The following is a 22,284-nucleotide window of genomic DNA, read 5'->3' as shown; positions in this document are numbered from 1 at the left end:
CGTCCGCCCAGCGGGCGCCAACGGGACAATTGATGAATCCAAATTATCGCAACCTCGCGCTCTGGGCGATCATAGCGGTCCTGCTCATCGCTCTCTTCAATCTTTTCCAGACGCCGCAGACGCGTGGAGCCTCGAGCGATGTCCCCTATTCGCAGTTCCTACAGGAGGTCGCGGCGGGACGGATCAAGTCGGTGACCATCGCCGGCGCCCGTATCTCCGGCAACTACACGGACAGCTCCAACGGCTTCCAGACCTATTCGCCTGGGGACCCGTCGCTGGTTTCGCGGTTGCAGGACAAGAACGTCACCATTAATGCGCGTCCTGAATCCGACGGCTCCAATTCGCTGTTCGGCACCCTGATCTCCTGGCTGCCGATGATCCTCATCCTCGGCGTCTGGATATTCTTCATGCGCCAGATGCAGTCCGGTTCCGGCCGCGCCATGGGCTTCGGCAAGTCGAAGGCGAAGCTGTTGACCGAAGCGCATGGCCGCGTCACCTTCCAGGACGTCGCCGGCGTCGACGAAGCCAAGGAAGATCTGGAAGAGATCGTCGAGTTCCTGCGCGACCCGCAGAAATTCCAGCGGCTCGGCGGCAAGATCCCGCGCGGCGTGCTGCTCGTCGGTCCTCCCGGAACCGGCAAGACGCTGCTCGCCCGCTCGGTCGCCGGTGAAGCCAACGTGCCGTTCTTCACCATTTCCGGCTCGGACTTCGTCGAGATGTTCGTCGGCGTCGGCGCAAGCCGCGTCCGCGACATGTTCGACCAGGCCAAGAAGAACGCCCCTTGCATCATCTTCATCGACGAAATCGACGCCGTCGGCCGCCATCGCGGTGCCGGCCTCGGCGGCGGCAATGACGAGCGCGAGCAGACGCTGAACCAGCTGCTGGTCGAAATGGATGGCTTCGAATCCAACGAAAGCATCATCCTGATCGCCGCCACCAACCGGCCCGACGTGCTCGATCCGGCGCTGCTCAGGCCGGGCCGCTTCGATCGCCAGGTGGTGGTGCCGAATCCCGACATCGTCGGCCGCGAGAAGATCCTGAAGGTGCATGTGCGCAACGTGCCGCTGGCGCCCAATGTCGACCTCAAGGTGATCGCACGCGGCACGCCGGGCTTTTCCGGCGCCGACCTGATGAACCTGGTCAACGAGTCCGCCCTGATGGCGGCGCGGCGCAACAAACGCCTCGTCACCATGGCCGAATTCGAGGACGCCAAGGACAAGATCATGATGGGCGCCGAGCGCCGCTCGTCGGCGATGACGCAGGCTGAGAAGGAGCTGACAGCCTATCACGAGGCCGGCCACGCCATCCTGGCGCTCAATGTGCCGTCGGCCGATCCGCTGCACAAGGCGACCATCATCCCGCGCGGCCGGGCACTCGGCATGGTCATGCAGCTGCCGGAAGGCGACCGCTATTCGATGAGCTACAAATACATGATCTCGCGCCTCGCCATCATGATGGGCGGCCGTGTCGCCGAGGAGTTCAAGTTCGGCAAGGAGAACATCACCTCAGGCGCCTCTTCCGATATCGAGCAGGCGACCAAGCTGGCGCGCGCCATGGTGACGCGCTGGGGCTTCTCCGACAAGCTCGGCCATGTCGCCTATGGCGACAACCAGGAGGAGGTGTTCCTCGGCCATTCGGTGGCGCGCACGCAGAATATCTCGGAAGAGACAGCGCAGATCATCGACGCCGAAGTGCGCCGGCTGATCGACGAGGCCTATTCGACGGCAAGGTCCATCCTGACCAAGAAGAAGAAGGAATGGATCGCGCTGGCGCAAGGCCTGCTCGAATACGAGACGCTGTCCGGCGAGGAGATCAAGCAGCTGATCGCCGGCAATAAGCCCGCACGCGACCTCGGCGACGACACACCGCCGAGCCGCGGCTCGGCCGTGCCGAAGTCCGGCCGCCGCAAGAAGGGCCCCGAGCCCGAAGGCGGTATGGAACCCCAGCCGTCAAGCTAGGCTCCGGCCCAGGAGAGATCGACTTCGAAACGCCGCGGCTCTGACCGCGGCGTTTTTCTTTGGGGAATGCGACCCTTCCTGCATCGCTGGAAATTGGCGAAAGTGACGATGACGGCCAATCTCCCCCCTCGCGGGGGAGATGTCCGGCAGGACAGAGAGGGGCGCGAAGGAACGCGGCCTTCTATCGTCCTCGTTGACGACTTCGGGAAGATCGACAAGGCGCGCCGGTGAAGGAAATTCGCAGTTTTTTGCCGACGGCGCCACATTTTGTTCTTGCTTTGTGCCGGCAGCTATGCTACTAATTTGCGTATGGTGCCAATTGGCTCCAACGACCCGCCCGCCGAGGCGGGTTTTTTGTTTCAGGCTCCTTCGACCAAACGTGGCGCGTGCTGCCGACCATCGATGTCGGCGGGACAGCGCCCCTCTCTGTCCTGCCGGGTCCTGCCGGACATCTCCCCCACGAGGGGGGAGATCGCTAGAGCGGCGGCCGACTGCGCGCGGATGCCGCCTCTTCGGAACGCGCGGCAGCATGCAGCAACAAAAAAGCCCGCGAACCTTGCGGCTCGCGGGCTCATGTCGTCGGATGATGGCGCTGGTCAGCTCTTCAGCTTGGCGTTGCAGAGGCTGTAGAAGCCGCCGCCCTTCTGGATCCACCTGAGGCCGCCCAGCGTGTTGGCGTCCTTGTTGGCGTAATACAGGTCGAGGCAGGTATGCATGCGGCCCTTGGCCGGGGTCTCGGTAGCGTATTTCTTGGAGATCGCCGTCGGGAATTTCACGCCCTGGGGGGCGGTGATGGTCGGCGCTTGCGGATCGCCGGTGTACTTCGCATCGGGAGCCGGCAGGGTGTCGTCGTCGTCGGCTGCGCCGGCGCCGCATTGGCTCTTGCGGAAGTCGTTCCACTTCATGCCGTTCAAAGTATTGCCGGACTTGGCGGCCTGATATTTGGCGCTGCAATCAGCCATGCTGAGGCCTTTGCCGGTATCGGTCGCGGCAGCTGTCGTCGCCTTGGCAGGTGCCGCGGCAGGTTGTGCCGCTGCAGTTGCGCCGGCGGCGCATTCACTCTTGCGGAAATCGTTCCATTTCATGCCGTTGAGCGTGCCGGCAGCCTTGGCGGCCTGGTATTTGGTGCTGCATTCCTTGGCCGTCAGGCCCGGCGCAGCGTCGTCGGCGGTGGCTGCCGCAGCCTTGGTCGTGGCGGCGGGTTGTGCGGCTGCCGTCGCGTCGGCGGCGCACTGGGTCTTGCGGAAATCGTTCCACTTCATGCCGTTCAGCGTGCCGGCGGCTTTTGCCGCCTGGTACTTGGTGCTGCACTCCTTCGCCGTCAGCCCAGGCGCCGCATCGTCGCCGGCGGCTGCCTTGGTGGTGTCGGCGGCCTTGGCCGTGGCTTTGGCTGGGGCGGGATCGGTCGTAGCGGCGGTGGCATCGGTGCCGCATTGGGCCTTGCGGAACTGGTTCCAGTTCTGCCCGCCAAGCGTTCCCGCATCCTTGGCCGCGTTATACTTGGTGCTGCACTCGGCCATGGTCAGCGCATTGGCAGGCGCCGCCAGGAATAAGGTCGCGACGGCAAGGCCCGTCAAAGTGGCAAGTCGATGGATGAGCATGCGTTTTCTCCCTATGGCGGTTCATGATATGTCCCAGTGCAGCAATAGCGCTCAACGGCTGGTTGCGCCAGATGCTAAGTAGCGTAGAGACAATTTAGAAGTGCATTCTTTTCTTTAAGGTGATGAATTCGTTGCCGGGACTGTTTCCCAGCCAAGTTCGTCCGGGTGCATTGCACGGAGAGCGCGCATATGGCTCGTTCCCAGCGAGTACACTGCGTCGCATGACAGCCAGTCAAATCGGCGGGTGCGACGGACCTGAGCCTATCTCTGTCTGAAGCAGCGCGATGCGGATTCGGGTTCAAGGCCACACTGTCACAAACCAAAGGATCCAGATAAGGTTTGAGGTTGACGTTTCTGATGCTGCTGCCGCAACAAGGGCTCGAAAATCAACACATTAGCGTGACGCAAAACACACAAGACAACAATTTTCTAAGGATTGGTCGTCCATAATCATACAATGTGATGACAGAGCTCGGCCGATTTTATGGCATGAGATGCTCGGAAAGAACCATCGGGAAGCTGGCTAGCATGGCAGGACATTATTTCGGTACGGACGGTATTCGTGGGCGCGCCAACAAGTTTCCAATGACGGCGGAGGTCGCCATGAGGGTCGGCATGGCCGCCGGCCTCTCGTTCCAGCGCGGCAGCCACCGCCACCGCGTCGTGCTCGGCAAGGATACCAGGCTTTCCGGCTACATGATCGAGAACGCGATGGTGTCGGGCCTGTGCGCCGCCGGCATGGATGTCTTCCTGCTCGGCCCGATCCCGACGCCAGCGGTTGCAATGCTGGTGCGCTCGCTGCGCGCTGATATAGGGGTGATGATCTCTGCCTCGCACAACCCCTATTACGACAATGGCATCAAGCTGTTCGGCCCCGATGGCTACAAGCTGTCCGATGAGATCGAGGAGCGTATCGAGGGGATGCTCGACAAGGATATCGAACTGGCGCTTGCCGATTCTGATGGGCTCGGCCGCGCCAAACGCGTCGACGGCGTGCATGACCGCTATATTGAATTCGCCAAGCGCACGCTGCCGCGCTCGATGTCGCTGTCGGGCCTGCGCATCGTCGTCGATTGCGCCAATGGCGCCGCCTACAAGGTGGCGCCCGACGCGCTATGGGAACTCGGCGCCGAGGTCGTTGCCATCAATGTCGAGCCCAACGGCTTCAACATCAACAAGGAATGCGGCTCGACCCATCCGGCCGGCCTGCAAAAGAAGGTGCACGAGGTGCGCGCCGATATCGGCATAGCGCTCGACGGCGATGCCGACCGCGTCGTCATTGTCGACGAGAACGGCGCGATCGTCGATGGCGACCAGATCATGGCGCTGATCGCCGAATCCTGGCACCAGAGCGGGCGGCTGGCCGGCGGCGGGGTCGTCTCGACGGTGATGTCCAATCTCGGCCTCGAACGCTTCCTCGGCGACATGAACCTGCAGTTGCATCGCACCAAGGTCGGCGACCGCTATGTCGTCGAGCACATGCGTGCCCATGGGCTCAATGTCGGCGGCGAACAGTCGGGCCACATCGTGCTGTCCGATTTCTCGACCACCGGCGACGGCCTCGTCTCGGCGCTCCAGGTGCTCGCCTGCATCAAGCGGCAGAACCGGCCGGTCAGCGAATTGTCGAAGAAGTTCGAGCCGGTGCCGCAGCTGTTGAAGAACGTGCATATTTCCGGCGGCAAGCCGCTGGAGGAGGCGCCGGTCAAGGCAGCGATCGAAGATGCGCGCCATCGCCTCGGCAAGGCCGGGCGCTTGGTCATCCGGCCATCCGGCACGGAGCCGCTCATCCGTGTCATGGCGGAGGGCGACGACCCGCAGCTTGTCGAGTCCGTGGTCAACGACATCGTCGAGGTCATTTCGGAAACGCGCAGCGCCGCCTGATCTCCCTCCAATATCAGTTCAAAAAGCCCGCCTTGCCGGCGGGCTTTTTGTTGGATCGCCTGTCAGTCCTGCAACAGCAACGGCCGCCAGAATCCTCGGATTTTAGAGATTCGTGGTTAATCGATACGGTTAAACGCCTTTTAACCTTTCCGATTCATTATCCACAACTGAGGTCAATCATATTTCGGGCGCGTTCGCCGTTCGAGGGTTCTCAGGGGTGATAAGCATGTTCAACACAGCAAGAATGGCTCTCCTGGCCGCGCTGTTTGCCGGCGTCGGGCCGGCATTCGCCGCCGATTTCGTCGAGCCGCCGGTGGTCGAGGAGGCGCCGCCACCGATCGCCTACGAGCCGCCGGCCGAGTATGGCGGCTGGTATATCCGCGGCGATATCGACTATCACTGGTCGAAGTTTCGCGGTGGCGACTATATCACCTACGGTGTAGCGCCCCAGAATCCCGGCAAGTTCGATACAGGCAAGCTGGATGGCGCCTTCTCGGCCGGCGCCGGTGTTGGTTACCAGATCGACGAGCATTTCCGTACCGATCTCACCTTGGACTGGATGAGCAAATCCAAATTCCGCGGCTCGACCAACGGCTTCTGCGGCGTATTACAAACCCCTTGCACATCCGTCGACACCTCGTCCTATTCGGCGCTGCTGCTCTTGGCCAACGCCTATGTCGATATCGGCACCTGGCATGGCGTCACACCTTATGTCGGAGCGGGCATCGGCGGCGCCTGGGTCACGTGGGATGAACTGCACAACGTCGATGACGACGGCGAGTTCGAGCATCATGGCGGTAAGGGCTGGCGTTTTGCATATGCTGCGATGGCGGGCGCATCCTACTGCCTGACCGACCGCGTAAAGCTCGATGTCGGCTACCGCTTCAGCCACATCAACGGCGGCAAGATGTTCGAATATGCTTCGGATAGCAATGTCGGCCCAGGTTATGACCGAGGCATCAACGTGCACGAAGTGCGCGGCGGCCTGCGCTACCAGTTCGGCAGGTCGGACTGTGCTCCGCCCCCGGAGCCCTATGTTCCGGAACCCGAGCCCGTCTACACCAAGTAGTCGCTTCGAAATCGAAGAATTCGTCGACCGCCCGGCTTCTGCCGGGCGGTTTCGTTTGGCTGCCTAAAGATGCTGCGTTGCTCGGTAATACCGTCCAGCTCGAGGAGCGAAAACGGATCAAATCAATTGCTAACGCCTTGTTATCCTTAACCCGCACTTAACCACTATGGTTAACAATGCTCTCTGAAACGGCGCGCGCGATCGCGAATGCGCCAAGTCGGGAGCCGGGGACCATGACATTCAAATCGCCTGTAGTGCTGGCGCTTGCAGCAGTCGTCCTGATGCCGCTCACGCCGGCGCTTGGCGCCGATTACGATCCGCCGGTCTATGTCGACCAGGCGCCCGACTATGTACCGGTCGAGGTTGGCTCGGGATGGTATCTGCGCGGCGATGTCTCCTATCTGGTGCAGAAGAGCTTCAAGGATGAGGATTTCGCCTTCACGCCCGCGAGCTTCGACGAAAAGGAAGATCCCATCTTCGCCAGCATAGGCTTCGGCTACCATTTCAACGACTATCTGCGGGCCGATCTCAATGTCGGCTATCTTCCCGGCAACAAGATCGACGTCGGCTATAACGACGGAACGACGGTGGCATCGGCGACCCTGAAGAACTATGCCTTCTCAGGCATACTCAATGGCTATGTCGACCTTGGCACCTATGTCGGAATCACACCTTATCTCGGCGCTGGTATCGGTGTCGTCCAGAGCAAGCGTCGCCTCTCGGCGAGCTACTTCACGGACAACGCCAACCCCGCCGACGATTTCGTCCTGCGTGACAACAAGACCCAATACTCCTTCGCCTACACGCTGAATGCCGGCCTTGCCTACCAAGTGTCCAAGAACGTCTCAGTCGATCTGGGCTATCAGTATTTTTCCGCGCCAGACGCCGAATATGTGACTGCGGAGAGCCTGACTTCTTTTCCGATCCGCAAAGGAATCAACAATCATCAAGTCAAAGTCGGACTACGCTACGACCTCTGGTAGGCTCGATCGAAGCCGAGGCGTTAACGATGGCGGGTCGTAGGCCCGCCGTTCGCATTTTTGCCCCGGGCGCTGGCAATATCCTGACAGCGACAAAAACTTTCCCCTTGACGCCGAAAGCCTGAACGCATATCGCCGTTCGTGGGCCACCCCTCCCCAACGAGGGGCCACTATCTGGAAGGATAGACCACGATGACGACGCATACGAAGCCCGGATTCCGTCCGGCAAATCCCAATTTTTCCTCAGGTCCCTGTGCAAAACGCCCCGGCTGGTCGGTCGAGGCGCTCAAAAATGCCGCGCTCGGGCGCTCGCACCGTGCCAAGATCGGCAAGACCAAGCTCGAACAAGCGATCGATCTGACGCGGGAAATCCTCCAGGTTCCGGCAGACTATCGCATCGGCATCGTGCCGGCCTCGGACACCGGCGCGGTCGAAATGGCGCTGTGGTCGCTGCTCGGCGAACGCGGCGTCGACATGGTCGCCTGGGAGAGCTTCGGCTCCGGCTGGGTCACCGATGTGGTCAAGCAGCTGAGGCTTGCCGATGTGCGCAGGTTAGAGGCCGACTACGGGGCACTGCCCGACCTGACCAAAATAGACTTCGACCGCGACGTGGTCTTCACCTGGAACGGCACGACGTCGGGCGTGCGCGTGCCGAACGGCGATTTCATCCCGGCCACCCGCAAGGGCCTGACCATTTGCGACGCCACTTCGGCGGCCTTTGCGCAAAAGCTCGATTTTCAGAAACTCGACGTCGTCACCTTCTCCTGGCAGAAGGTGCTGGGCGGTGAGGGCGCGCATGGCATGCTGATCCTCAGCCCGCGCGCCGTCGAACGCCTGGAAAGCTACAAGCCGGCCTGGCCACTGCCGAAGATCTTCCGCCTCACTTCCGGCGGTAAGCTGATCGAGGGCATCTTCAAGGGCGAGACTATCAACACGCCGTCGATGCTGTGCGTCGAGGACTATCTCGATGCGCTGCATTGGGCGAAGTCGATCGGCGGCCTCGATGCGCTGATCGCCCGTGCCGACGCCAATGCCGCCGTGCTCGATGGCTTTGTCCGGAAATCTTCCTGGCTCGGCCATCTTGCAGCCGACCCGGCGACGCGCTCGAACACATCGGTCTGCCTTTCCTTCACCGATCCGGATGTCGGGGCACTCGACGCCGACGGACAGGCCGCGTTCGCCAAGGCAATTGTCTCGGTGCTCGACAAGGAAGGCGTCGCCTATGACATCGGCGCCTATCGCGACGCCCCGCCCGGCCTGCGCATCTGGTGCGGCGCGACGGTCGAGGCCTCCGACCTCGAGGCGCTGCTGCCTTGGCTGGACTGGGCCATTGCCGCGCAAAAGGCGTCGCTCAAAGCGGCGGCCTGATCCCTCCCCCTCGAGGGGAGGGTGGCCCGAAGGGCCGGGTGGGGTCGCCTCCACCCGCTCAACGACACGAGCTCAACGATCCACCATCCAGAAAGATTCGGCCGCATCCGGCCGCACCGACCCCACCCCGGCGCTTCGCGCCGACCCTCCCCTCAAGGAGGGACGCCAATCGCAAAGGACCAAGCCAATGCCTCGCGTTCTCGTCTCGGATAAACTTTCCACCACCGCCGTGCAGATCTTCAGGGATCGCGGCATCGACGTCGACTATTTGCCGGATCTCGGCAAGGATAAGGAAAAACTGCTCGAGGTGATCGACCAGTATGATGGGCTGGCCATCCGCTCGGCGACAAAGGTCACGGAGAAGCTGATCAACGCCGCGACCAGGCTGAAGGTCGTGGGCCGCGCCGGCATCGGCGTCGACAATGTCGACATCCCGGCGGCGAGCCGCAAGGGCATCATCGTGATGAACACGCCCTTCGGCAATTCGATCACCACTGCCGAGCATGCGATCGCCATGATCTTCGCGCTGGCCCGCCAGATACCGGAGGCCAACGCCTCGACCCATGCCGGCAAATGGGAAAAGAACCGCTTCATGGGTGTCGAGATCACCGGCAAGACGCTGGGCATCATCGGCTGCGGCAATATTGGCTCGATCGTCGCTACGCGCGGCGTCGGCCTGAAGATGCATGTCATCGCCTTCGATCCGTTCCTGTCGGACAGCCGCGCCGAGGAGCTCGGCGTCGAAAAGGTCGAGCTCGACGAGCTGTTCGCCCGCGCCGACTTCATCACGCTGCACACACCGCTCACCGACAAGACGCGCAACATCATCGATGCCGCGGCGATCGCCAAAATGAAGACCGGTGTGCGCATCATCAATTGCGCGCGTGGCGGGCTGGTCGTCGAGGCCGACCTGATCGCGGCACTGAAAAGCGGCAAGGTGGCAGGCGCCGGCATCGACGTGTTCGAGGTCGAACCGGCGGAGTATAATGAACTGTTCGGCATGGAGAATGTCGTGGCGACGCCGCATCTCGGCGCGTCGACCACCGAAGCGCAGGAGAATGTCGCCCTTCATGTCGCCGAGCAGATGTCCGACTATCTGATCAAGGGCGCCGTTTCCAACGCCATCAACATGCCGTCGATCACCGCCGAAGAGGCGCCGCGGCTGAAACCTTTCGTCAAGCTTGCCGAAGTGCTCGGCGCCTTTGTCGGCCAGGTCACCGAGGATCCAATCAAGGAGGTCGAGATACTGTTCGACGGCTCGACCGCGACGATGAACACGCGCGCGCTGATCAGCGCCACCCTTGCCGGGCTGATCCGGCCGCAGGTCTCCGACGTCAACATGGTGTCGGCGCCGATCATGGTGAAGGAGCGCGGCATCATCGTCGCCGAGGTCAAGCGCGACAAATCCGGCGTGTTCGACGGCTATATCAAGCTCACGGTCAAGACCGAGCATAGGACACGCTCGATCGCCGGCACCTGCTTCTCGGATGGCAAACCGCGCTTCATCCAGATCAAGGGCATCAATCTCGACGCCGAGGTCGGCCAGCACATGCTCTACACGACGAATGCCGATGCGCCTGGGATCATCGGCCTGCTCGGCACGGTCTGCGGCGAGAACGGCGTCAACATCGCCAATTTCCAGCTCGGCCGCAACCGGCCGGGCGGCGATGCCATCGCATTGCTCTATCTCGATGCGCCGTTCCCGGAAAAGGTGTTGGCGCAGGTGCGCTCGCACAAGTCGATCGACTCCGCCAAGCGGCTGCACTTCGACGTCGGCGTGGCCTGAAATTCGGTCGCCCCGTGTGCAGCAGCACGCGGGGCGCTTCCACGGTCGTTGATGGACCGCAGTCAAACGTCGCGGCAAGCGACTTCATTCAGCGGCGGATATCGCCGTCTTCCGTCCGCTGTATTCGGCGAGGCTGATGCCGCTGAGCACCAGCGCGAGTGCCAGCGCCTGATAGAGCTGGAATGTCTCGCCGACGATCAGCACCGACAGCAGCGTACCGAAGATCGGCACCAGATTGATGAACAGGCCGGCCCTGTTGGCGCCGATCAGTTCGTTGCCCCTGATATAGAAGATCTGCGAAATGACCGAGGCACCGATGGCGGTATAGAACGCGACCGCCCAGCCGCGGGCATCGGGGACGATGACCTTGCCGGCGGCAATCTCCCACAGGAAGAAAGGCAGCGATGTGATGAGTGCGGCAACCGACAGCGCCAGCATCAGGCTCTGCCAGCGGATGGCCGGCTTCAGCCGCAACCCGACCGAATAGAAGGAGTAGCAAAGCACGGCGACCAGCATGATGGCGTCGCCGAAGTTGAGATCCAGCCTGAGAAGCTGGTGTGGATCGCCATGGCTCGCCGTCACCGCGACACCGGCGATGGTCAGCACGACGCCGATGACCTGCACGCCATTGACGCGCAGGCGAAAGAGCACAAAATTGGCGATGATGATGACGATCGGGATCGCCGCCTGCTCGATCGAGACGTTGATCGCCGTGGTGTAGTTGAGCGCCGTGTAGAAGATCGTGTTGAAGAAGGCGAAGCCGCAAGCGCCGAGCCCGCCAAGCAGCAACCAGTGCCTGCGCACCACCGGCCAATCTTGGCGCAGCGTTGCCCAGCCGATCGGCAGCAAGATCAGAACCGCCAGCAGCCAACGCAGGAAGACCAGCGTCATCGGCGAGATATGACCGACCGCCAGCTTCCCCGCCACGGAGTTGCCGCCCCACAGCAAGGTGGTGAACAGCAGGAACAGATAGGCGGCTCGATGCATCGTGAAGTCCCGGCCAGGCGGAGAGAAATGCGCGGCCGTTGCGGGCCTATTGCGGCAGCTCGCGCAAGTAAATGATGTCAAAGGCGAAAATTGTTGTGCCTCGGAGCGTTTTGGGCGGCAAAGAATGGTCGCGCTCGCCCGGTCTTGACGCTATAGAGGCCTGTCGTTTCGAACCGTTTCAAGCTGCCTGGCGCGGCATCTCAAGGGAAAAGAAGCATGGCCAATGTGGTGGTCGTCGGCTCGCAATGGGGCGATGAGGGCAAAGGCAAGATCGTCGACTGGTTGTCCGAGCGCGCCGACGTTGTCGTGCGCTTCCAGGGCGGCCACAATGCCGGCCATACGCTGGTCGTCGATGGCAAGGTCTACAAGCTGTCGCTGCTGCCGTCCGGCGTGGTGCGGCAAGGCAAGCTGTCGATCATCGGCAATGGCGTCGTCTTCGATCCGCACGCTTTCGTCGCGGAGGTGGCGAAATTGAAGGCGCAGGGCGTCGAGGTGACGCCGGACCGCCTGAAAATAGCCGAAAACACCGCGCTTATCCTGTCGCTGCACCGGGAGCTGGACGGATTTCGCGAGGACGCCGCTTCCAATTCCGGAACGAAGATTGGCACGACCCGTCGCGGCATCGGTCCGGCCTACGAAGACAAGGTGGGCCGACGCGCGGTCAGGGTGATGGATTTGGCGGATTTGGAAACGCTGCCCTTGAAGGTCGACAGGCTGCTGACGCACCACAATGCGCTGCGCCGTGGGCTCGGCCATGCCGAGGTCACGCATGAGGCGATCATGAGCGAGCTGATCTCGGTCGCCGACGAGATTCTGCCCTATATGGACCGGGTCTGGAAAATCCTCGATGACAAGCGCCGCGCCGGCGAGCGCATCCTGTTCGAAGGCGCGCAAGGCACGCTGCTCGACATCGACCATGGCACCTATCCGTTCGTTACCTCCTCCAATACGGTTGCCGGCCAGGCCGCCGCTGGATCCGGCGTCGGCCCGGGCGCCATCGGCTATGTGCTCGGCATCACCAAGGCCTACACGACGCGCGTTGGCGAAGGCCCGTTTCCAACCGAACAGAAGAACGAGATCGGCGAGTTCCTGGGCACGCGCGGCCATGAATTCGGCGTCGTCACCGGCCGCAAGCGCCGCTGCGGCTGGTTCGATGCCGTGCTGGTCCGCCAGGCTGTCGCCGTCAACGGCATCAAGGGCATTGCGCTGACCAAGCTCGATGTGCTCGATGGGCTGGACGAGATCAAGGTCTGCACCGGCTACCGCCTCGACGGCGAGGCGATCGATTACCTGCCGGCCAGCCAGGGCGCGCAGGCGCGCGTCGAACCGGTCTACGAGACGCTGGAGGGGTGGAAAGGCACCACCGCCGGCGCGCGCAGCTGGAACGACCTGCCGGCCCAGGCGGTGAAGTACGTCCGCTACATCGAAGAGCTGATCGGCGCGCCGGTCGCACTCCTTTCCACCAGCCCTGAACGGGACGACACGATACTTGTGACCGATCCGTTTCAAGACTAGTTTCTCAGCCTTTCCGGGCATTGCGGCTGATTTGCGGGGGCCGGCCCAGAAACAAAATGCAGGTCGACTGAAGCATGGTAGATTTTGTTTCTGTTCTGAAAAAGACGCTCGACAATCTCGGCGAGCCGTCGGCGGAGGTGCGCGCCAGGGTCTACGACAAGGCCCGTTCGACGATTGCAAAGAAGATTGCCGAACGCGATCCACCGCTTGCGCCGTCGGACGTCGCCAGGCAGAAGCGTGCACTCGAAGATGCCATCGCAAGCATTGAGCGAGAGTATGGCAAACCGGCGCCGGCATCCGATCCGCTGGCGGAGCTGGAGGACATCTTCTCCTCCATCGACCGCAACAAGAACCAGCCCAGCCATGTCCGCCAGCCGGCCAAAACCGAGCCGGCCAAGACCGAGCCGGCAAAGACCGGGCCGGCACAGACTGGGCCGGCACAGACTGGGCCGGCATGGCAGCCCACGCCCGCCAAGGCGGCGCCGAACTGGCAAAAGCCGCAGCCCGTCACTCTTTCTCAGGAGCGCGCTGGTCCGCCGCCGTCCGATATGGATCTTCCGACGGCCGATGACCAAGACGGGGTTTTTCGGGGCGATGACTTTTCCAACGACGGCGACCCCGCGGAGGATAGGTTCCAGCGGCTCCATCCTGCCGAGCGCAGGCGCAGCTATGGCGGTGTGATTGCCGCTGCCGCCGCCTTGCTGGTCATTGCCGGTGGCGGTTACGGCATGTGGCTGAACAAGGATGCGTTCGGCAGCATGCTCGGCCTCGACGGGACCAAAACCGTCGCCATCGAACCGCTGGTAAAACCAGCCCCGGCCAAGCCGGTGGCCGATGCGGCCGTCCCGGCCGCCGCGCCTCCGACGGAGGCCGGCGAAGGCGCGAAGTTCACGCAGCGCCTGACGCCCGAAGGCCACGAGGTCGATCCCGGCCCCGCGGCCGGGCAGGCGGGCATCGGCGAAGGCGAATCCGTCGCTGCGCTGACCACGCCGCCGTCGGCTGCACAAACGCCGACCAGCCCGGTACCCGCCGCGCCGGCACCGGCCGCGCCCGCAGACGCGCAAGCCACGGCCAATGCTCCAGCAGTCGACGAGTCCGGTGCACCAACTCCCGCAACGCCGCCCGCCAACGGAGCGGCAGCGCCGGCCGATGCTGCAGCTGCCCCGCCAGCGCCTGCAGCGGCCGCCCCACCGCCCGTGACGGCAGCGGCACCGACGGTAGTTCCGCCGGAAGCCGCGCTGGCCGTCGGCCAGAAGGCGATCTTCTACGAGGAGCGCACCAGCACCGCTCAAGGCTCGGCCGAGCCCGGCAATATCGTCTGGTCGCTGGTGCAGGAATCGCCCGGCGGCGACCTGCCGCCCGAGCCGGCGATCCGCGCCGAGGCGACCATTCCAGGCAAGGATATCCAGTTGCGCATGACGATCCGCCGCAACACCGACCAGACGCTGCCGGCCAGCCATATCATCGAGATGATCTTCCTGACGCCTGACGGCTTCGAGGGCGGCGGCGTCGACAACATCCTGCGTGTCGCCATGAAGGGCTCCGAGCAGGATGCCGGCAGCCCGCTGATCGGCATCCCGGCCAAGATCGCCGACGGTTTCTTCCTGGTTGCGCTCAACGATACCAAGGCAGATGAAGACGCCAATCTGACCTTGCTCAGGGGCCAGGACTGGATTGACGTTCCGGTCGTCTACAAGACCGGGCGGCGGGCGCTGCTGACGATGGAAAAGGGCATTCCCGGCGAGAAGGTGTTCGACGAGGCGCTGAAGGCCTGGCAGACAAAGACAGCGGGCTGAGGGCCGCTTACCAGCCCAACCCCTCTTTGGGGCTCAGAAGCCTTGGAACAACATGTCGATTGCGCTCACGATGTCGTCGTGATGGCGAGAAAGATTTCCTTCGGCAATGGGCAATTCAGATGTCATCAAGGCTGACATGAATTGAGTGACCATGACATGGTCCTTGCCGTTGATGGTGAAGATAGGATTTAGCCGGCGGCCGGGCACTGGGGCCTTATTGGCTGGCATCAGCGGGACGACTACCTTGGTGTCGAGCCGTCCCAGAAGGTCGGACTGGACATCGAGAAGATAACCGTCGCCTTCGGCAATCTGGTAGAAATCATAACGCGCCATCAAAACAGCCGGTGCTTGGCGAGAGGCAAGCCGTTGCGCCTGACATAGTCATTGGAACTCTCGATCGCTTCCTTGTTTTCCTCCTGCCATCGCCGGGTTTTTTCGGCCGAAATCGCCTTGGCGATACCCTCTTCTGCAGCGCGGGATATATTGATGCCCAACGCCTTGGCGTCCTCGATCAATCCGGAGTCGATCGATGTATTAACCGACTTTCTTTGGGTTTTTGGATTCGATCGAGGCATGGAGCCGCTCCCATTTATGCGCATAATGTAGGCGCATATGAGCGTGCATTCAACCTCTCACCGCTCCATCTCTTCGCGCAGCATCTCGAGTTCCAGCCATTCCTCTTCGAGCGCTTCCAGCGTGGCGCGCTCCTTGTCGAGCGCGGCAATCGTCTTCTGGAACGACGCCGGGTCGCGCTCATAATAGGCCGGATCGGCGATGTTGTTCTCCAGCCGCGAGATCGAGGCCGACACCGCCTCGATCTTCTTGGGTAAGGTTTCCAGCGCGAATTTCTGCTTGAACGACAGTTTCTTGGCCGGGCCCCTGCTAGCGGCCGCTTCGCTCCTGCTTGCCGCCGTCGCCTCGCCGGTCTCTGCCTTCGGCCGCGCCTTGCGGTCGTCCAGCCTGGTGCCGCCGCGCTGCGCCAGCATATCGGAATAGCCGCCGGCATATTCGATCCAGCGGCCGTCGCCATCCGGCGCGATGATGCTGGTCACCGTGCGGTCGAGGAAATCGCGATCGTGGCTGACCAGGATCACCGTGCCGGCAAAGCCGGCGACCAGTTCCTGCAGCAGCTCCAGCGTCTCCATGTCGAGATCGTTGGTCGGCTCGTCGAGCACAACCAGGTTTGCCGGCCGCGCCAAAACGCGGGCGAGGATCAGCCGTGCCCGCTCGCCGCCCGAAAGCTCGCGCACCGGCGTGCGCGCCTGTTCCGGCTTGAACAGGAAGTCCTTCATGTAGGACACGACGTGGCGCTGCTCGCCATTGATGACAAGGTTCTCGCCGCGTCCGTCGGTGAGATACTGCGCCAGTGTCTCCTGCGGATCGACGGCCTCGCGCTTCTGGTCGAGCGTGGCGATCTCCAGATTGGTGCCGAGCCGAAGCGTGCCCGCGTCCGGCTTCAATTCGCCGGTCAGCATCTTCAACAGCGTCGTCTTGCCGGCGCCGTTCGGTCCGACCAGACCGACGCGATCGCCGCGCTGGATGCGTGTCGAGAATCCCTTGACCACGGTCAGATCGCCAAAGCTCTTCTCGATGTTCTTGGCCTCAATCACCAGCTTGCCGGATTCGGCTGCGTCGCTGGCTGTCATCGTCGCCGCACCCTCGGCGCCGCGATGACCGCGAAAGCGCTGGCGCATGGTCTGCAACTCACCGAGTCGGCGCATGTTGCGCTTGCGCCTTGCCGTCACGCCATAGCGCAGCCAGTGCTCCTCGCGCACGATCTGGCGGCCGAGCTTGTGCTGCTCGCGCTCTTCCTCCTCCAACACCGTGTCGCGCCATTCCTCGAAATAGGCAAAGCCCTTATCGAGACGACGGGTCTGGCCGCGGTCGAGCCAAATTGTGGCGCGCGACACGCGTTCCAGAAAACGGCGGTCATGCGAGATGACGACCAGTGCCGAGGAGGTGCGGGCAAGCTCCTCCTCCAGCCATTCGATAACCGAAAGATCAAGGTGATTGGTCGGCTCATCGAGGAGGAGAATGTCGGGCTCCGGCGCCATGACGCGGGCGAGTGCCGCGCGCCTCGCCTCGCCGCCGGAGAGGTCGTTCGGCCGTTCCTCGCCGGTCAGGCCGAGATGCTCCATCAGATAGGTGGCGCGATAGGGATCGTCGGCGGGCCCGAGGCCTGCCTCGACATAGGCGCGGACAGTCGCAAAGCCGTCCATGTCGGGCATTTGCGGCAAGTAGCGCACAGTCGCCGAGGGCTGGCGGAAGACTTCGCCGTCCTGCGGTTCGATCAGCCCGGCAGCGATCTTGAGGAGCGTCGACTTGCCAGAGCCGTTGCGGCCGACCAGGGCGATCTTGTCGCCAGCCGAAGCCGTCAGGGCGGCACCGTCGAGCAGCGGCGCGCCGCCAAAGGTCAGCTTTATCCCGTCGAGATTGAGAAGCGGCGGCGCCATGTCAGCTTTCAGGTAGGGGAAAAGGATGCGCGAGCAGCAGTGCGCGGCCGCTGGCCAGCGCGATTTCCAGCCGGCCCTTGACCTCGTTGGAAATGGTCAGCGACGAGCCGAAGGCAACCTCGACATGGGCGAGCGGCCATTTGGCGCCGGTGACTGTCAGGCCGGCGAGATCCGAAAAGCCGAGCACCGAAAACAGCGTACCGTCGACATAATCGAAGCCAGTCTTTCCAGGCAGCAAAGGAATGCCTTCCTGTGCGCCGCTGGTCAAAAGCACTTCCGTCCCGCCTTCCGCCAGCCGGACGCTCAGCGCCAGATGCAGGAAGATGTGGTCGGTGCGTTTGCCGCCGAAGGCGCCTGCCAGCACAAGTCTGGTCGCACCGCGTTCGAGCGCGGCGGCGATAGCGAGTTCACCGTCGGTCTTGTCCTTTTCGGCGGGAAACACCTGCCGTGGCACGGCGGCCAGATCCTCCGGCAAATCGGCAGGTATGGAATCGAAATCGCCGACCCAGAGTTCCGGCATCAGGCCCAGCATAAGGGCATGGCCGATACCGGCATCGGCAGCGATGACGCGGGAGCCTTCGACCTGGCGGTCGAGCAGCGGCGTGCGGATGAGATCGCCGCCAAGCAGGATGGTGAATGTGCTCATATCTCGTGGCCCTTACCAGCCCTGCCCCGGAAACGGAAGATGAAACGGCAGACGAAACGGAAGGCTGGGCTTTGGATGCCCGGCAAACTTCCGCTTGCGCAGCACTTCGGCCGGGCCTATGTGTCGAAACGCTCTAACGGGGTGCCGGACGCGATCTTCGCGGACCGGCTGAGAGGCAAGACTGCCAACCCGCTGAACCTGATCCGGTTTGTACCGGCGGAGGGATTAGACGTTTCGGACAGCCCGACGCCTCAATTCCTTTCAACGCGAACGAAGGAGGCGCCGATGCGCAGTTTTTTCCACGCTCTTGTCTCGATTATCCTGCTTGCAGCATCCGCGCTCGCCCTGCCAGGGCAGGCATCGGCACAGGATAAGCTGACCGTCTATACCTATGAAAGCTTCACCGCCGATTGGGGTCCGGGACCGGCGGTGAAGAAGGCCTTCGAGGCCGAGTGCAGCTGTGTCGTCGAATTCGTCTCGGTCGCCGACGGCGTGGCACTGCTCAACCGTGTGAAGCTGGAAGGGGCCGCGACCAAGGCCGATATCGTGCTTGGCCTCGATACCAATTTGACCGCCGATGCCAAGGCAACCGGCCTGTTTTCGCCGCATGGCGCCGTGTCGGACGTCAGTGTGCCGGGCGGCTGGAGCGACGATATCTTCGTGCCGTTCGACTATGGCTATTTCGCCGTTGTCTACGATACCGAAAAACTGAAGAGCCCGCCGAAGAGCCTCAGGGAATTGGTCGAGGGCGATGCCGGCGACAAGATCGTCATCCAGGATCCGCGCACCTCGACGCCGGGCCTTGGCCTGCTGTTGTGGGTCAAGTCGGTCTATGGCGACAAGGCTCCGGAAGCCTGGGCCAAACTCAAGGCAAAGGTGCTGACGGTGACGCCGGGCTGGAGCGAGGCCTACGGCCTGTTCACCAAGGGTGAGGCGCCGATGGTGCTGTCCTATACCACTTCGCCAGCCTACCACATGGTTGCCGAAAACACCTCGCGCTACCAGGCGGCGTCCTTCGAGGAAGGCGAATATCTGCAGATCGAAGTCGCTGGGATCACCACCAAGGGCGCGAAGAACCCGCTGGCGGAAAAGTTCATCGCCTTCATGACCGGGCCGAAATTCCAGGATCTCATTCCCGAAACCAACTGGATGTTCCCGGCCGGCAAGACCGACAAGCCGCTCAATCCGGCGTTCGACAAGCTCGTCAAACCGACCAAAACCTTGCTGTTCAGCTCGGAAGAGGTCGCCGCAAATCGCAAGGCCTGGGTCGACGAGTGGCTGGCGGTGATGAGCAAGTAGCTCGGATTGAAAGATGATCGCCCTACGGCGCCCCCCTCTGTCCTGCCGGACATCTCCCCCACAAGGAGGGAGATTGGCCGTCATGCCGGCTTTCGCCAATCTCCGACATTGCCGGAATGAGCGGAGCGCTGAACCTGCCAACCTCCCCCCATGTGGGGGAGATGTCCGGCAGGACAGAGGGGGGCGCGAAGGAACGCAATCCTCGCTAAGAATCTCGAATCTGGTGGTCTAGCGTGCAACGCGCGCCATCATCGGATACCCGCGTCGCTGCCGGTATCGTCGCGCTCGCCGCCATCGCGCTGCTGATCGGCGGGGCATTCGCCGGGCTCGTCGTCGAAGCCATGCGCGACCTGTCGGGCGCCGCCTCCGCCTTTGATTCCTATCTCCTCCGTGTTGCCCGCTTCACGCTCTGGCAGGCTCTGTTGTCGACCCTGCTCTCCGTCGCACCGGCGCTGTTCGTCGCGCGCGCGCTGTCGCGGCATCCACAGTTTTTCGGGCGAGGCTTTGTCCTGCAGCTTTTCGCCGTGCCGCTGGCGCTGCCGGCCATTGTTGCCGCACTCGGTGTCTTGGCACTCTATGGCCGCGCCGGGTATTTCGCCGGCTTGCTCGGTGCGATTGGCGGCCAGAACTGGCCCGGCATCTATGGCCTATCGGGTATTCTCGTCGCCCACGTCTTTTTCAACCTGCCGCTGGCAACGCGACTGTTCCTGGAAGCGTTGCAGACGGTGCCGGCTAACCAATGGCGGCTGGCGAGCCAGCTTGGCATGGGTGCTGCGCCGGCCTTCCGGCTGATCGAATGGCCGGCGTTGCGTGCGGCCCTGCCGGGCGTTGCCGGGCTCGTTTTCATGCTGTGCATCACCTCCTTCACCATCGTGCTTACGCTCGGCGGCGGGCCGCGCGCGACGACGCTGGAGGTTGCCATATACCAGGCCCTGCGTTTCGACTTCGACCCGGCGCGGGCGGTGACGCTGACCTTGTTGCAGATTGCCCTGACCTTCGTCGTCGTGCTGGCACTAACGCGGCTTGGCGCCAATATGACCGGCGACGCCAATCTGCCGGTAGCCCCGCGCCGGTATTTTTCAGCCGGTGCGGCCGAGACCGTGCTGAACGCACTGGTGATCGGGCTGGCACTGCTGTTTGTCGCCGGACCGATGGCGGCTACGCTGTCGGCCGGGCTTGGCGCCGATCTCGGCCGCCTGGCCGGCGAGAGCGCGGTGCGGCAAGCGACGGCGACCAGTGCCGTGCTCTCCCTCCTATCGGCGCTGCTCTCCTTGGCGTTGTCGCTGTCGCTGGTTATGGCGCGCCGGGCGCTGGCGCTCACCCGGCGGACCGGCAGGCGGACGCTGCTCGAACACCTGGCCGACACCGGTGCGGGGTTCGTCCTGGTGGTGCCGCCCATCGTCATCGGTGCCGGCTGGTTCCTGCTCCTGCGCAGCGTCAGCGATGTCTTTGCGATCGCCCCTGTCATGGTGGTTGTGGTCAATGCGGTGATGGCGATGCCGTTCGCCATCCGCGCCATCCGCCCCGCCTATGACGCGGCGAGCGAACGCCACGAACGGCTCTGTGCACAGCTTGGCATCTCGGGCTGGAACCGGTTGCGTCTGGTCGACTGGCCGTCGCTGCGGCGGCCGCTCGCCACCGGCTTCGCCTTCGCCATGGCGCTGTCGCTCGGTGATCTCGGCGTCATTGCGCTGTTCGGCAGCGATTCCGTGCAGACATTGCCCTATCTGTTGCTGGCGCGCATGGGCAGCTACCGCACCGAGGATGCGGCCGGCCTGGCGCTGCTGCTCGGCCTTGTCTGCCTGGCGCTTGTGCTGACCGCGGACTGGCTGGGAAGGAGGGAGAAATCATGATGCCGATCAGCCCGGAACGGTCGATTTCGGTCGAAAAAGGCGCGGCCGTGCGGCTCGATAATGTCTCGTTCAGCTATGGTGAAACGCCGCTTATATTCGATGTCGATTTCCCGGCGTCGGAAATCACCGCCATCATGGGGCCGAGCGGTTCGGGAAAGTCGACGCTGCTCAATCTGGTGGCCGGTTTCGAAGCGCCGCGGTCAGGCCGCGTGCTCATCGGCGGCGCCGACGTCAGCACTGCGCCGCCATCAGCGCGGCCGGTATCGATGGTGTTCCAGGAAAACAACCTGTTTGCCCATCTGTCCCTCGAGCAGAATGTCGGGCTCGGCCGCTCGCCTTCGCTCATGCTGAGCGAGGCTGACCGCGCCGCAATCGCCGCAGCGCTGAAGCGCGTCGGCCTTGCCGGCAAGGAAAGCCGGCTGCCGCGCGAACTCTCCGGCGGTGAGCGGCAGCGCGTCGCGCTCGCTCGGGTCCTGGTGCGCGACCGGCCGGTGTTGTTGCTCGACGAGCCGTTCGCTTCGCTCGGACCGGCACTGCGCGACGACATGCTCGACCTGGTCGCCGACGTCCATTCGGAGCAGCGCATGACGGTGCTATTCGTCACGCACCAGCCGGACGATGCGCGCCGTATCGGGCAAAACATGGTTTTCCTGGATGGTGGCACGGTTGCCGCGACGGGCACTGCGGCCGATTTTTTCGTCGGGGCTGGACCGGAGGCATTCCGACGCTATATCGGCTCGGGTCCGTTTGCGGCTGGATCACGAGATGTTGCCCGGAAGCGGACATAATTTATGGTCAAACCGGCGGAAGGCGAAGCGGCGCTTGCTTGCCATGGTCGAGGTAGTGTGGCTAGGTCCGCCAGGAGCTGGTCCGGCTTAGACCGTGATTTGCCCTTGCTGCCTCGTATCTGTCGGACGCACGAAGGACGCCGTAGCACTTGATTTTGCGCGTGATGCTTTCCGGAAATCGCGCCCGATTTTCGCGGTCACGTGCCAGGACTTGAAAGGAAGCCGATCTGCCGACCGGCATCGACAATCGGAGGGTGAAACCGCTGGCGCGCTTTCTGGCGCTGGCCGGTCTTGCCGTGGCGCT

General features: G+C 63.1%; 17 protein-coding genes and 1 riboswitch. Of the genes, 11 read left to right on the top strand and 6 right to left on the bottom strand.

Features of this window, described 5'->3' with window-relative positions; all coding sequences use genetic code 11:
• The first annotated feature begins 32 nt into the window (after positions 1 to 32).
• On the top strand, positions 33 to 1,958 hold the full coding sequence (gene ftsH, locus NKI22_RS02320; RefSeq protein ID WP_023677989.1) for an ATP-dependent zinc metalloprotease FtsH: 1,926 nt from the start codon (positions 33 to 35) through the stop codon (positions 1,956 to 1,958).
• A 596-nt stretch (positions 1,959 to 2,554) separates the two neighbouring features.
• On the opposite strand, the gene NKI22_RS02315 is transcribed toward ftsH, so the two are convergent.
• On the bottom strand, positions 2,555 to 3,220 hold the full coding sequence (locus tag NKI22_RS02315; protein WP_502896311.1) for a hypothetical protein: 666 nt from the start codon (positions 3,218 to 3,220) through the stop codon (positions 2,555 to 2,557).
• Between the two features lie 867 nt (positions 3,221 to 4,087).
• Here NKI22_RS02315 and glmM point away from each other — a divergent pair.
• The 5 genes from glmM (at position 4,088) to serA (ending at position 10,643) form a co-directional block, all read left to right on the top strand.
• Positions 4,088 to 5,440, top strand: a complete 1,353-nt coding sequence (glmM, locus tag NKI22_RS02310; RefSeq protein WP_352494163.1) for a phosphoglucosamine mutase — start codon at positions 4,088 to 4,090, stop codon at positions 5,438 to 5,440.
• Between the two features lie 226 nt (positions 5,441 to 5,666).
• Positions 5,667 to 6,509: an outer membrane protein gene (locus NKI22_RS02305; protein WP_352850095.1), complete on the top strand. Its 843-nt coding sequence runs from the start codon at positions 5,667 to 5,669 to the stop codon at positions 6,507 to 6,509.
• Positions 6,510 to 6,742: 233 nt separating this feature from the next.
• Positions 6,743 to 7,492, top strand: coding sequence for an outer membrane beta-barrel protein (locus tag NKI22_RS02300; RefSeq protein ID WP_352494165.1), 750 nt, complete (start codon positions 6,743 to 6,745; stop codon positions 7,490 to 7,492).
• A 189-nt stretch (positions 7,493 to 7,681) separates the two neighbouring features.
• On the top strand, positions 7,682 to 8,857 hold the full coding sequence (locus tag NKI22_RS02295) for a phosphoserine transaminase (RefSeq protein ID WP_352958177.1): 1,176 nt from the start codon (positions 7,682 to 7,684) through the stop codon (positions 8,855 to 8,857).
• Between the two features lie 187 nt (positions 8,858 to 9,044).
• Positions 9,045 to 10,643 (top strand): phosphoglycerate dehydrogenase, encoded by a 1,599-nt coding sequence (serA, locus tag NKI22_RS02290; RefSeq protein WP_352480909.1) that lies wholly within the window; start codon positions 9,045 to 9,047, stop codon positions 10,641 to 10,643.
• Between the two features lie 84 nt (positions 10,644 to 10,727).
• Here the strand turns inward: serA and NKI22_RS02285 are convergent, their stop codons facing one another.
• On the bottom strand, positions 10,728 to 11,630 hold the full coding sequence (locus NKI22_RS02285; protein WP_352815058.1) for a DMT family transporter: 903 nt from the start codon (positions 11,628 to 11,630) through the stop codon (positions 10,728 to 10,730).
• Positions 11,631 to 11,846: 216 nt separating this feature from the next.
• Here NKI22_RS02285 and NKI22_RS02280 point away from each other — a divergent pair, with 216 nt between their 5' ends.
• Complete coding sequence (locus NKI22_RS02280) at positions 11,847 to 13,145, top strand: adenylosuccinate synthase (RefSeq protein ID WP_023680654.1); 1,299 nt, start codon at positions 11,847 to 11,849, stop codon at positions 13,143 to 13,145.
• Between the two features lie 74 nt (positions 13,146 to 13,219).
• On the top strand, positions 13,220 to 14,941 hold the full coding sequence (locus NKI22_RS02275) for a hypothetical protein (RefSeq protein WP_352815057.1): 1,722 nt from the start codon (positions 13,220 to 13,222) through the stop codon (positions 14,939 to 14,941).
• A 33-nt stretch (positions 14,942 to 14,974) separates the two neighbouring features.
• Here the strand turns inward: NKI22_RS02275 and NKI22_RS02270 are convergent, their stop codons facing one another.
• The 4 genes from NKI22_RS02270 to NKI22_RS02255 are packed head-to-tail and all read right to left on the bottom strand — an operon-like array spanning position 14,975 to position 18,040.
• Positions 14,975 to 15,274, bottom strand: a complete 300-nt coding sequence (locus tag NKI22_RS02270; RefSeq protein ID WP_352815055.1) for a CcdB family protein — start codon at positions 15,272 to 15,274, stop codon at positions 14,975 to 14,977.
• Entirely contained in the window at positions 15,274 to 15,516 is a 243-nt protein-coding gene (locus tag NKI22_RS02265) for a type II toxin-antitoxin system CcdA family antitoxin (protein WP_352480905.1), read from the bottom strand. The genes NKI22_RS02270 and NKI22_RS02265 overlap by 1 nt, the downstream gene beginning before the upstream one ends.
• A 57-nt stretch (positions 15,517 to 15,573) precedes the next feature.
• Entirely contained in the window at positions 15,574 to 17,394 is a 1,821-nt protein-coding gene (locus NKI22_RS02260; RefSeq protein WP_352815053.1) for an ABC-F family ATP-binding cassette domain-containing protein, read from the bottom strand.
• Position 17,395: 1 nt separating this feature from the next.
• Positions 17,396 to 18,040 carry a thiamine diphosphokinase gene (locus NKI22_RS02255; RefSeq protein ID WP_352815051.1) on the bottom strand — a complete coding sequence of 215 codons (645 nt, stop codon included), beginning with the start codon at positions 18,038 to 18,040 and terminating at the stop codon, positions 17,396 to 17,398.
• Positions 18,041 to 18,167: 127 nt separating this feature from the next.
• Positions 18,168 to 18,282: riboswitch (TPP riboswitch) on the top strand.
• 43 nt (positions 18,283 to 18,325) lie between these two features.
• Between NKI22_RS02255 and thiB the strand changes: the two genes are divergently transcribed.
• The 3 genes from thiB (at position 18,326) to thiQ (ending at position 21,980) form a co-directional block, all read left to right on the top strand.
• Entirely contained in the window at positions 18,326 to 19,339 is a 1,014-nt protein-coding gene (gene thiB / locus NKI22_RS02250) for a thiamine ABC transporter substrate binding subunit (RefSeq protein ID WP_352815049.1), read from the top strand.
• A gap of 233 nt (positions 19,340 to 19,572) precedes the next feature.
• Positions 19,573 to 21,192: a thiamine/thiamine pyrophosphate ABC transporter permease gene (gene thiP, locus NKI22_RS02245; protein WP_352480902.1), complete on the top strand. Its 1,620-nt coding sequence runs from the start codon at positions 19,573 to 19,575 to the stop codon at positions 21,190 to 21,192.
• Complete coding sequence (gene thiQ / locus NKI22_RS02240; protein WP_023721024.1) at positions 21,189 to 21,980, top strand: thiamine ABC transporter ATP-binding protein; 792 nt, start codon at positions 21,189 to 21,191, stop codon at positions 21,978 to 21,980. The genes thiP and thiQ overlap by 4 nt, the downstream gene beginning before the upstream one ends.
• The last annotated feature ends 304 nt before the right edge of the window (positions 21,981 to 22,284 follow it).

It is taken from the genome of Mesorhizobium sp. M0778 (genome assembly GCF_040320105.1).
Classification (GTDB): Bacteria; Pseudomonadota; Alphaproteobacteria; order Rhizobiales; family Rhizobiaceae; genus Mesorhizobium.
Note: the sequence above shows the minus strand (reverse complement) of the source record. Positions and strands in the feature narration are given on the sequence as shown.

Excerpts from the sequence above, each read along its gene's own strand:
- thiQ (WP_023721024.1), top strand. The coding sequence starts at position 21,189 with ATGATGCCGATCAGCCCGGAACGGTCGATTTCGGTCGAAAAAGGCGCG.
- ftsH (WP_023677989.1), top strand. The coding sequence starts at position 33 with ATGAATCCAAATTATCGCAACCTCGCGCTCTGGGCGATCATAGCGGTC.
- NKI22_RS02275 (WP_352815057.1), top strand. The coding sequence starts at position 13,220 with ATGGTAGATTTTGTTTCTGTTCTGAAAAAGACGCTCGACAATCTCGGC.
- NKI22_RS02285 (WP_352815058.1), bottom strand. The coding sequence starts at position 11,630 with ATGCATCGAGCCGCCTATCTGTTCCTGCTGTTCACCACCTTGCTGTGG.
- thiB (WP_352815049.1), top strand. The coding sequence starts at position 18,326 with ATGCGCAGTTTTTTCCACGCTCTTGTCTCGATTATCCTGCTTGCAGCA.
- glmM (WP_352494163.1), top strand. The coding sequence starts at position 4,088 with ATGGCAGGACATTATTTCGGTACGGACGGTATTCGTGGGCGCGCCAAC.
- NKI22_RS02265 (WP_352480905.1), bottom strand. The coding sequence starts at position 15,516 with ATGCCTCGATCGAATCCAAAAACCCAAAGAAAGTCGGTTAATACATCG.
- serA (WP_352480909.1), top strand. The coding sequence starts at position 9,045 with ATGCCTCGCGTTCTCGTCTCGGATAAACTTTCCACCACCGCCGTGCAG.
- NKI22_RS02270 (WP_352815055.1), bottom strand. The coding sequence starts at position 15,274 with ATGGCGCGTTATGATTTCTACCAGATTGCCGAAGGCGACGGTTATCTT.
- NKI22_RS02305 (WP_352850095.1), top strand. The coding sequence starts at position 5,667 with ATGTTCAACACAGCAAGAATGGCTCTCCTGGCCGCGCTGTTTGCCGGC.
- NKI22_RS02300 (WP_352494165.1), top strand. The coding sequence starts at position 6,743 with ATGACATTCAAATCGCCTGTAGTGCTGGCGCTTGCAGCAGTCGTCCTG.
- NKI22_RS02255 (WP_352815051.1), bottom strand. The coding sequence starts at position 18,040 with ATGAGCACATTCACCATCCTGCTTGGCGGCGATCTCATCCGCACGCCG.
- NKI22_RS02315 (WP_502896311.1), bottom strand. The coding sequence starts at position 3,220 with ATGAAGTGGAACGATTTCCGCAAGACCCAGTGCGCCGCCGACGCGACG.
- NKI22_RS02260 (WP_352815053.1), bottom strand. The coding sequence starts at position 17,394 with ATGGCGCCGCCGCTTCTCAATCTCGACGGGATAAAGCTGACCTTTGGC.
- NKI22_RS02280 (WP_023680654.1), top strand. The coding sequence starts at position 11,847 with ATGGCCAATGTGGTGGTCGTCGGCTCGCAATGGGGCGATGAGGGCAAA.
- NKI22_RS02295 (WP_352958177.1), top strand. The coding sequence starts at position 7,682 with ATGACGACGCATACGAAGCCCGGATTCCGTCCGGCAAATCCCAATTTT.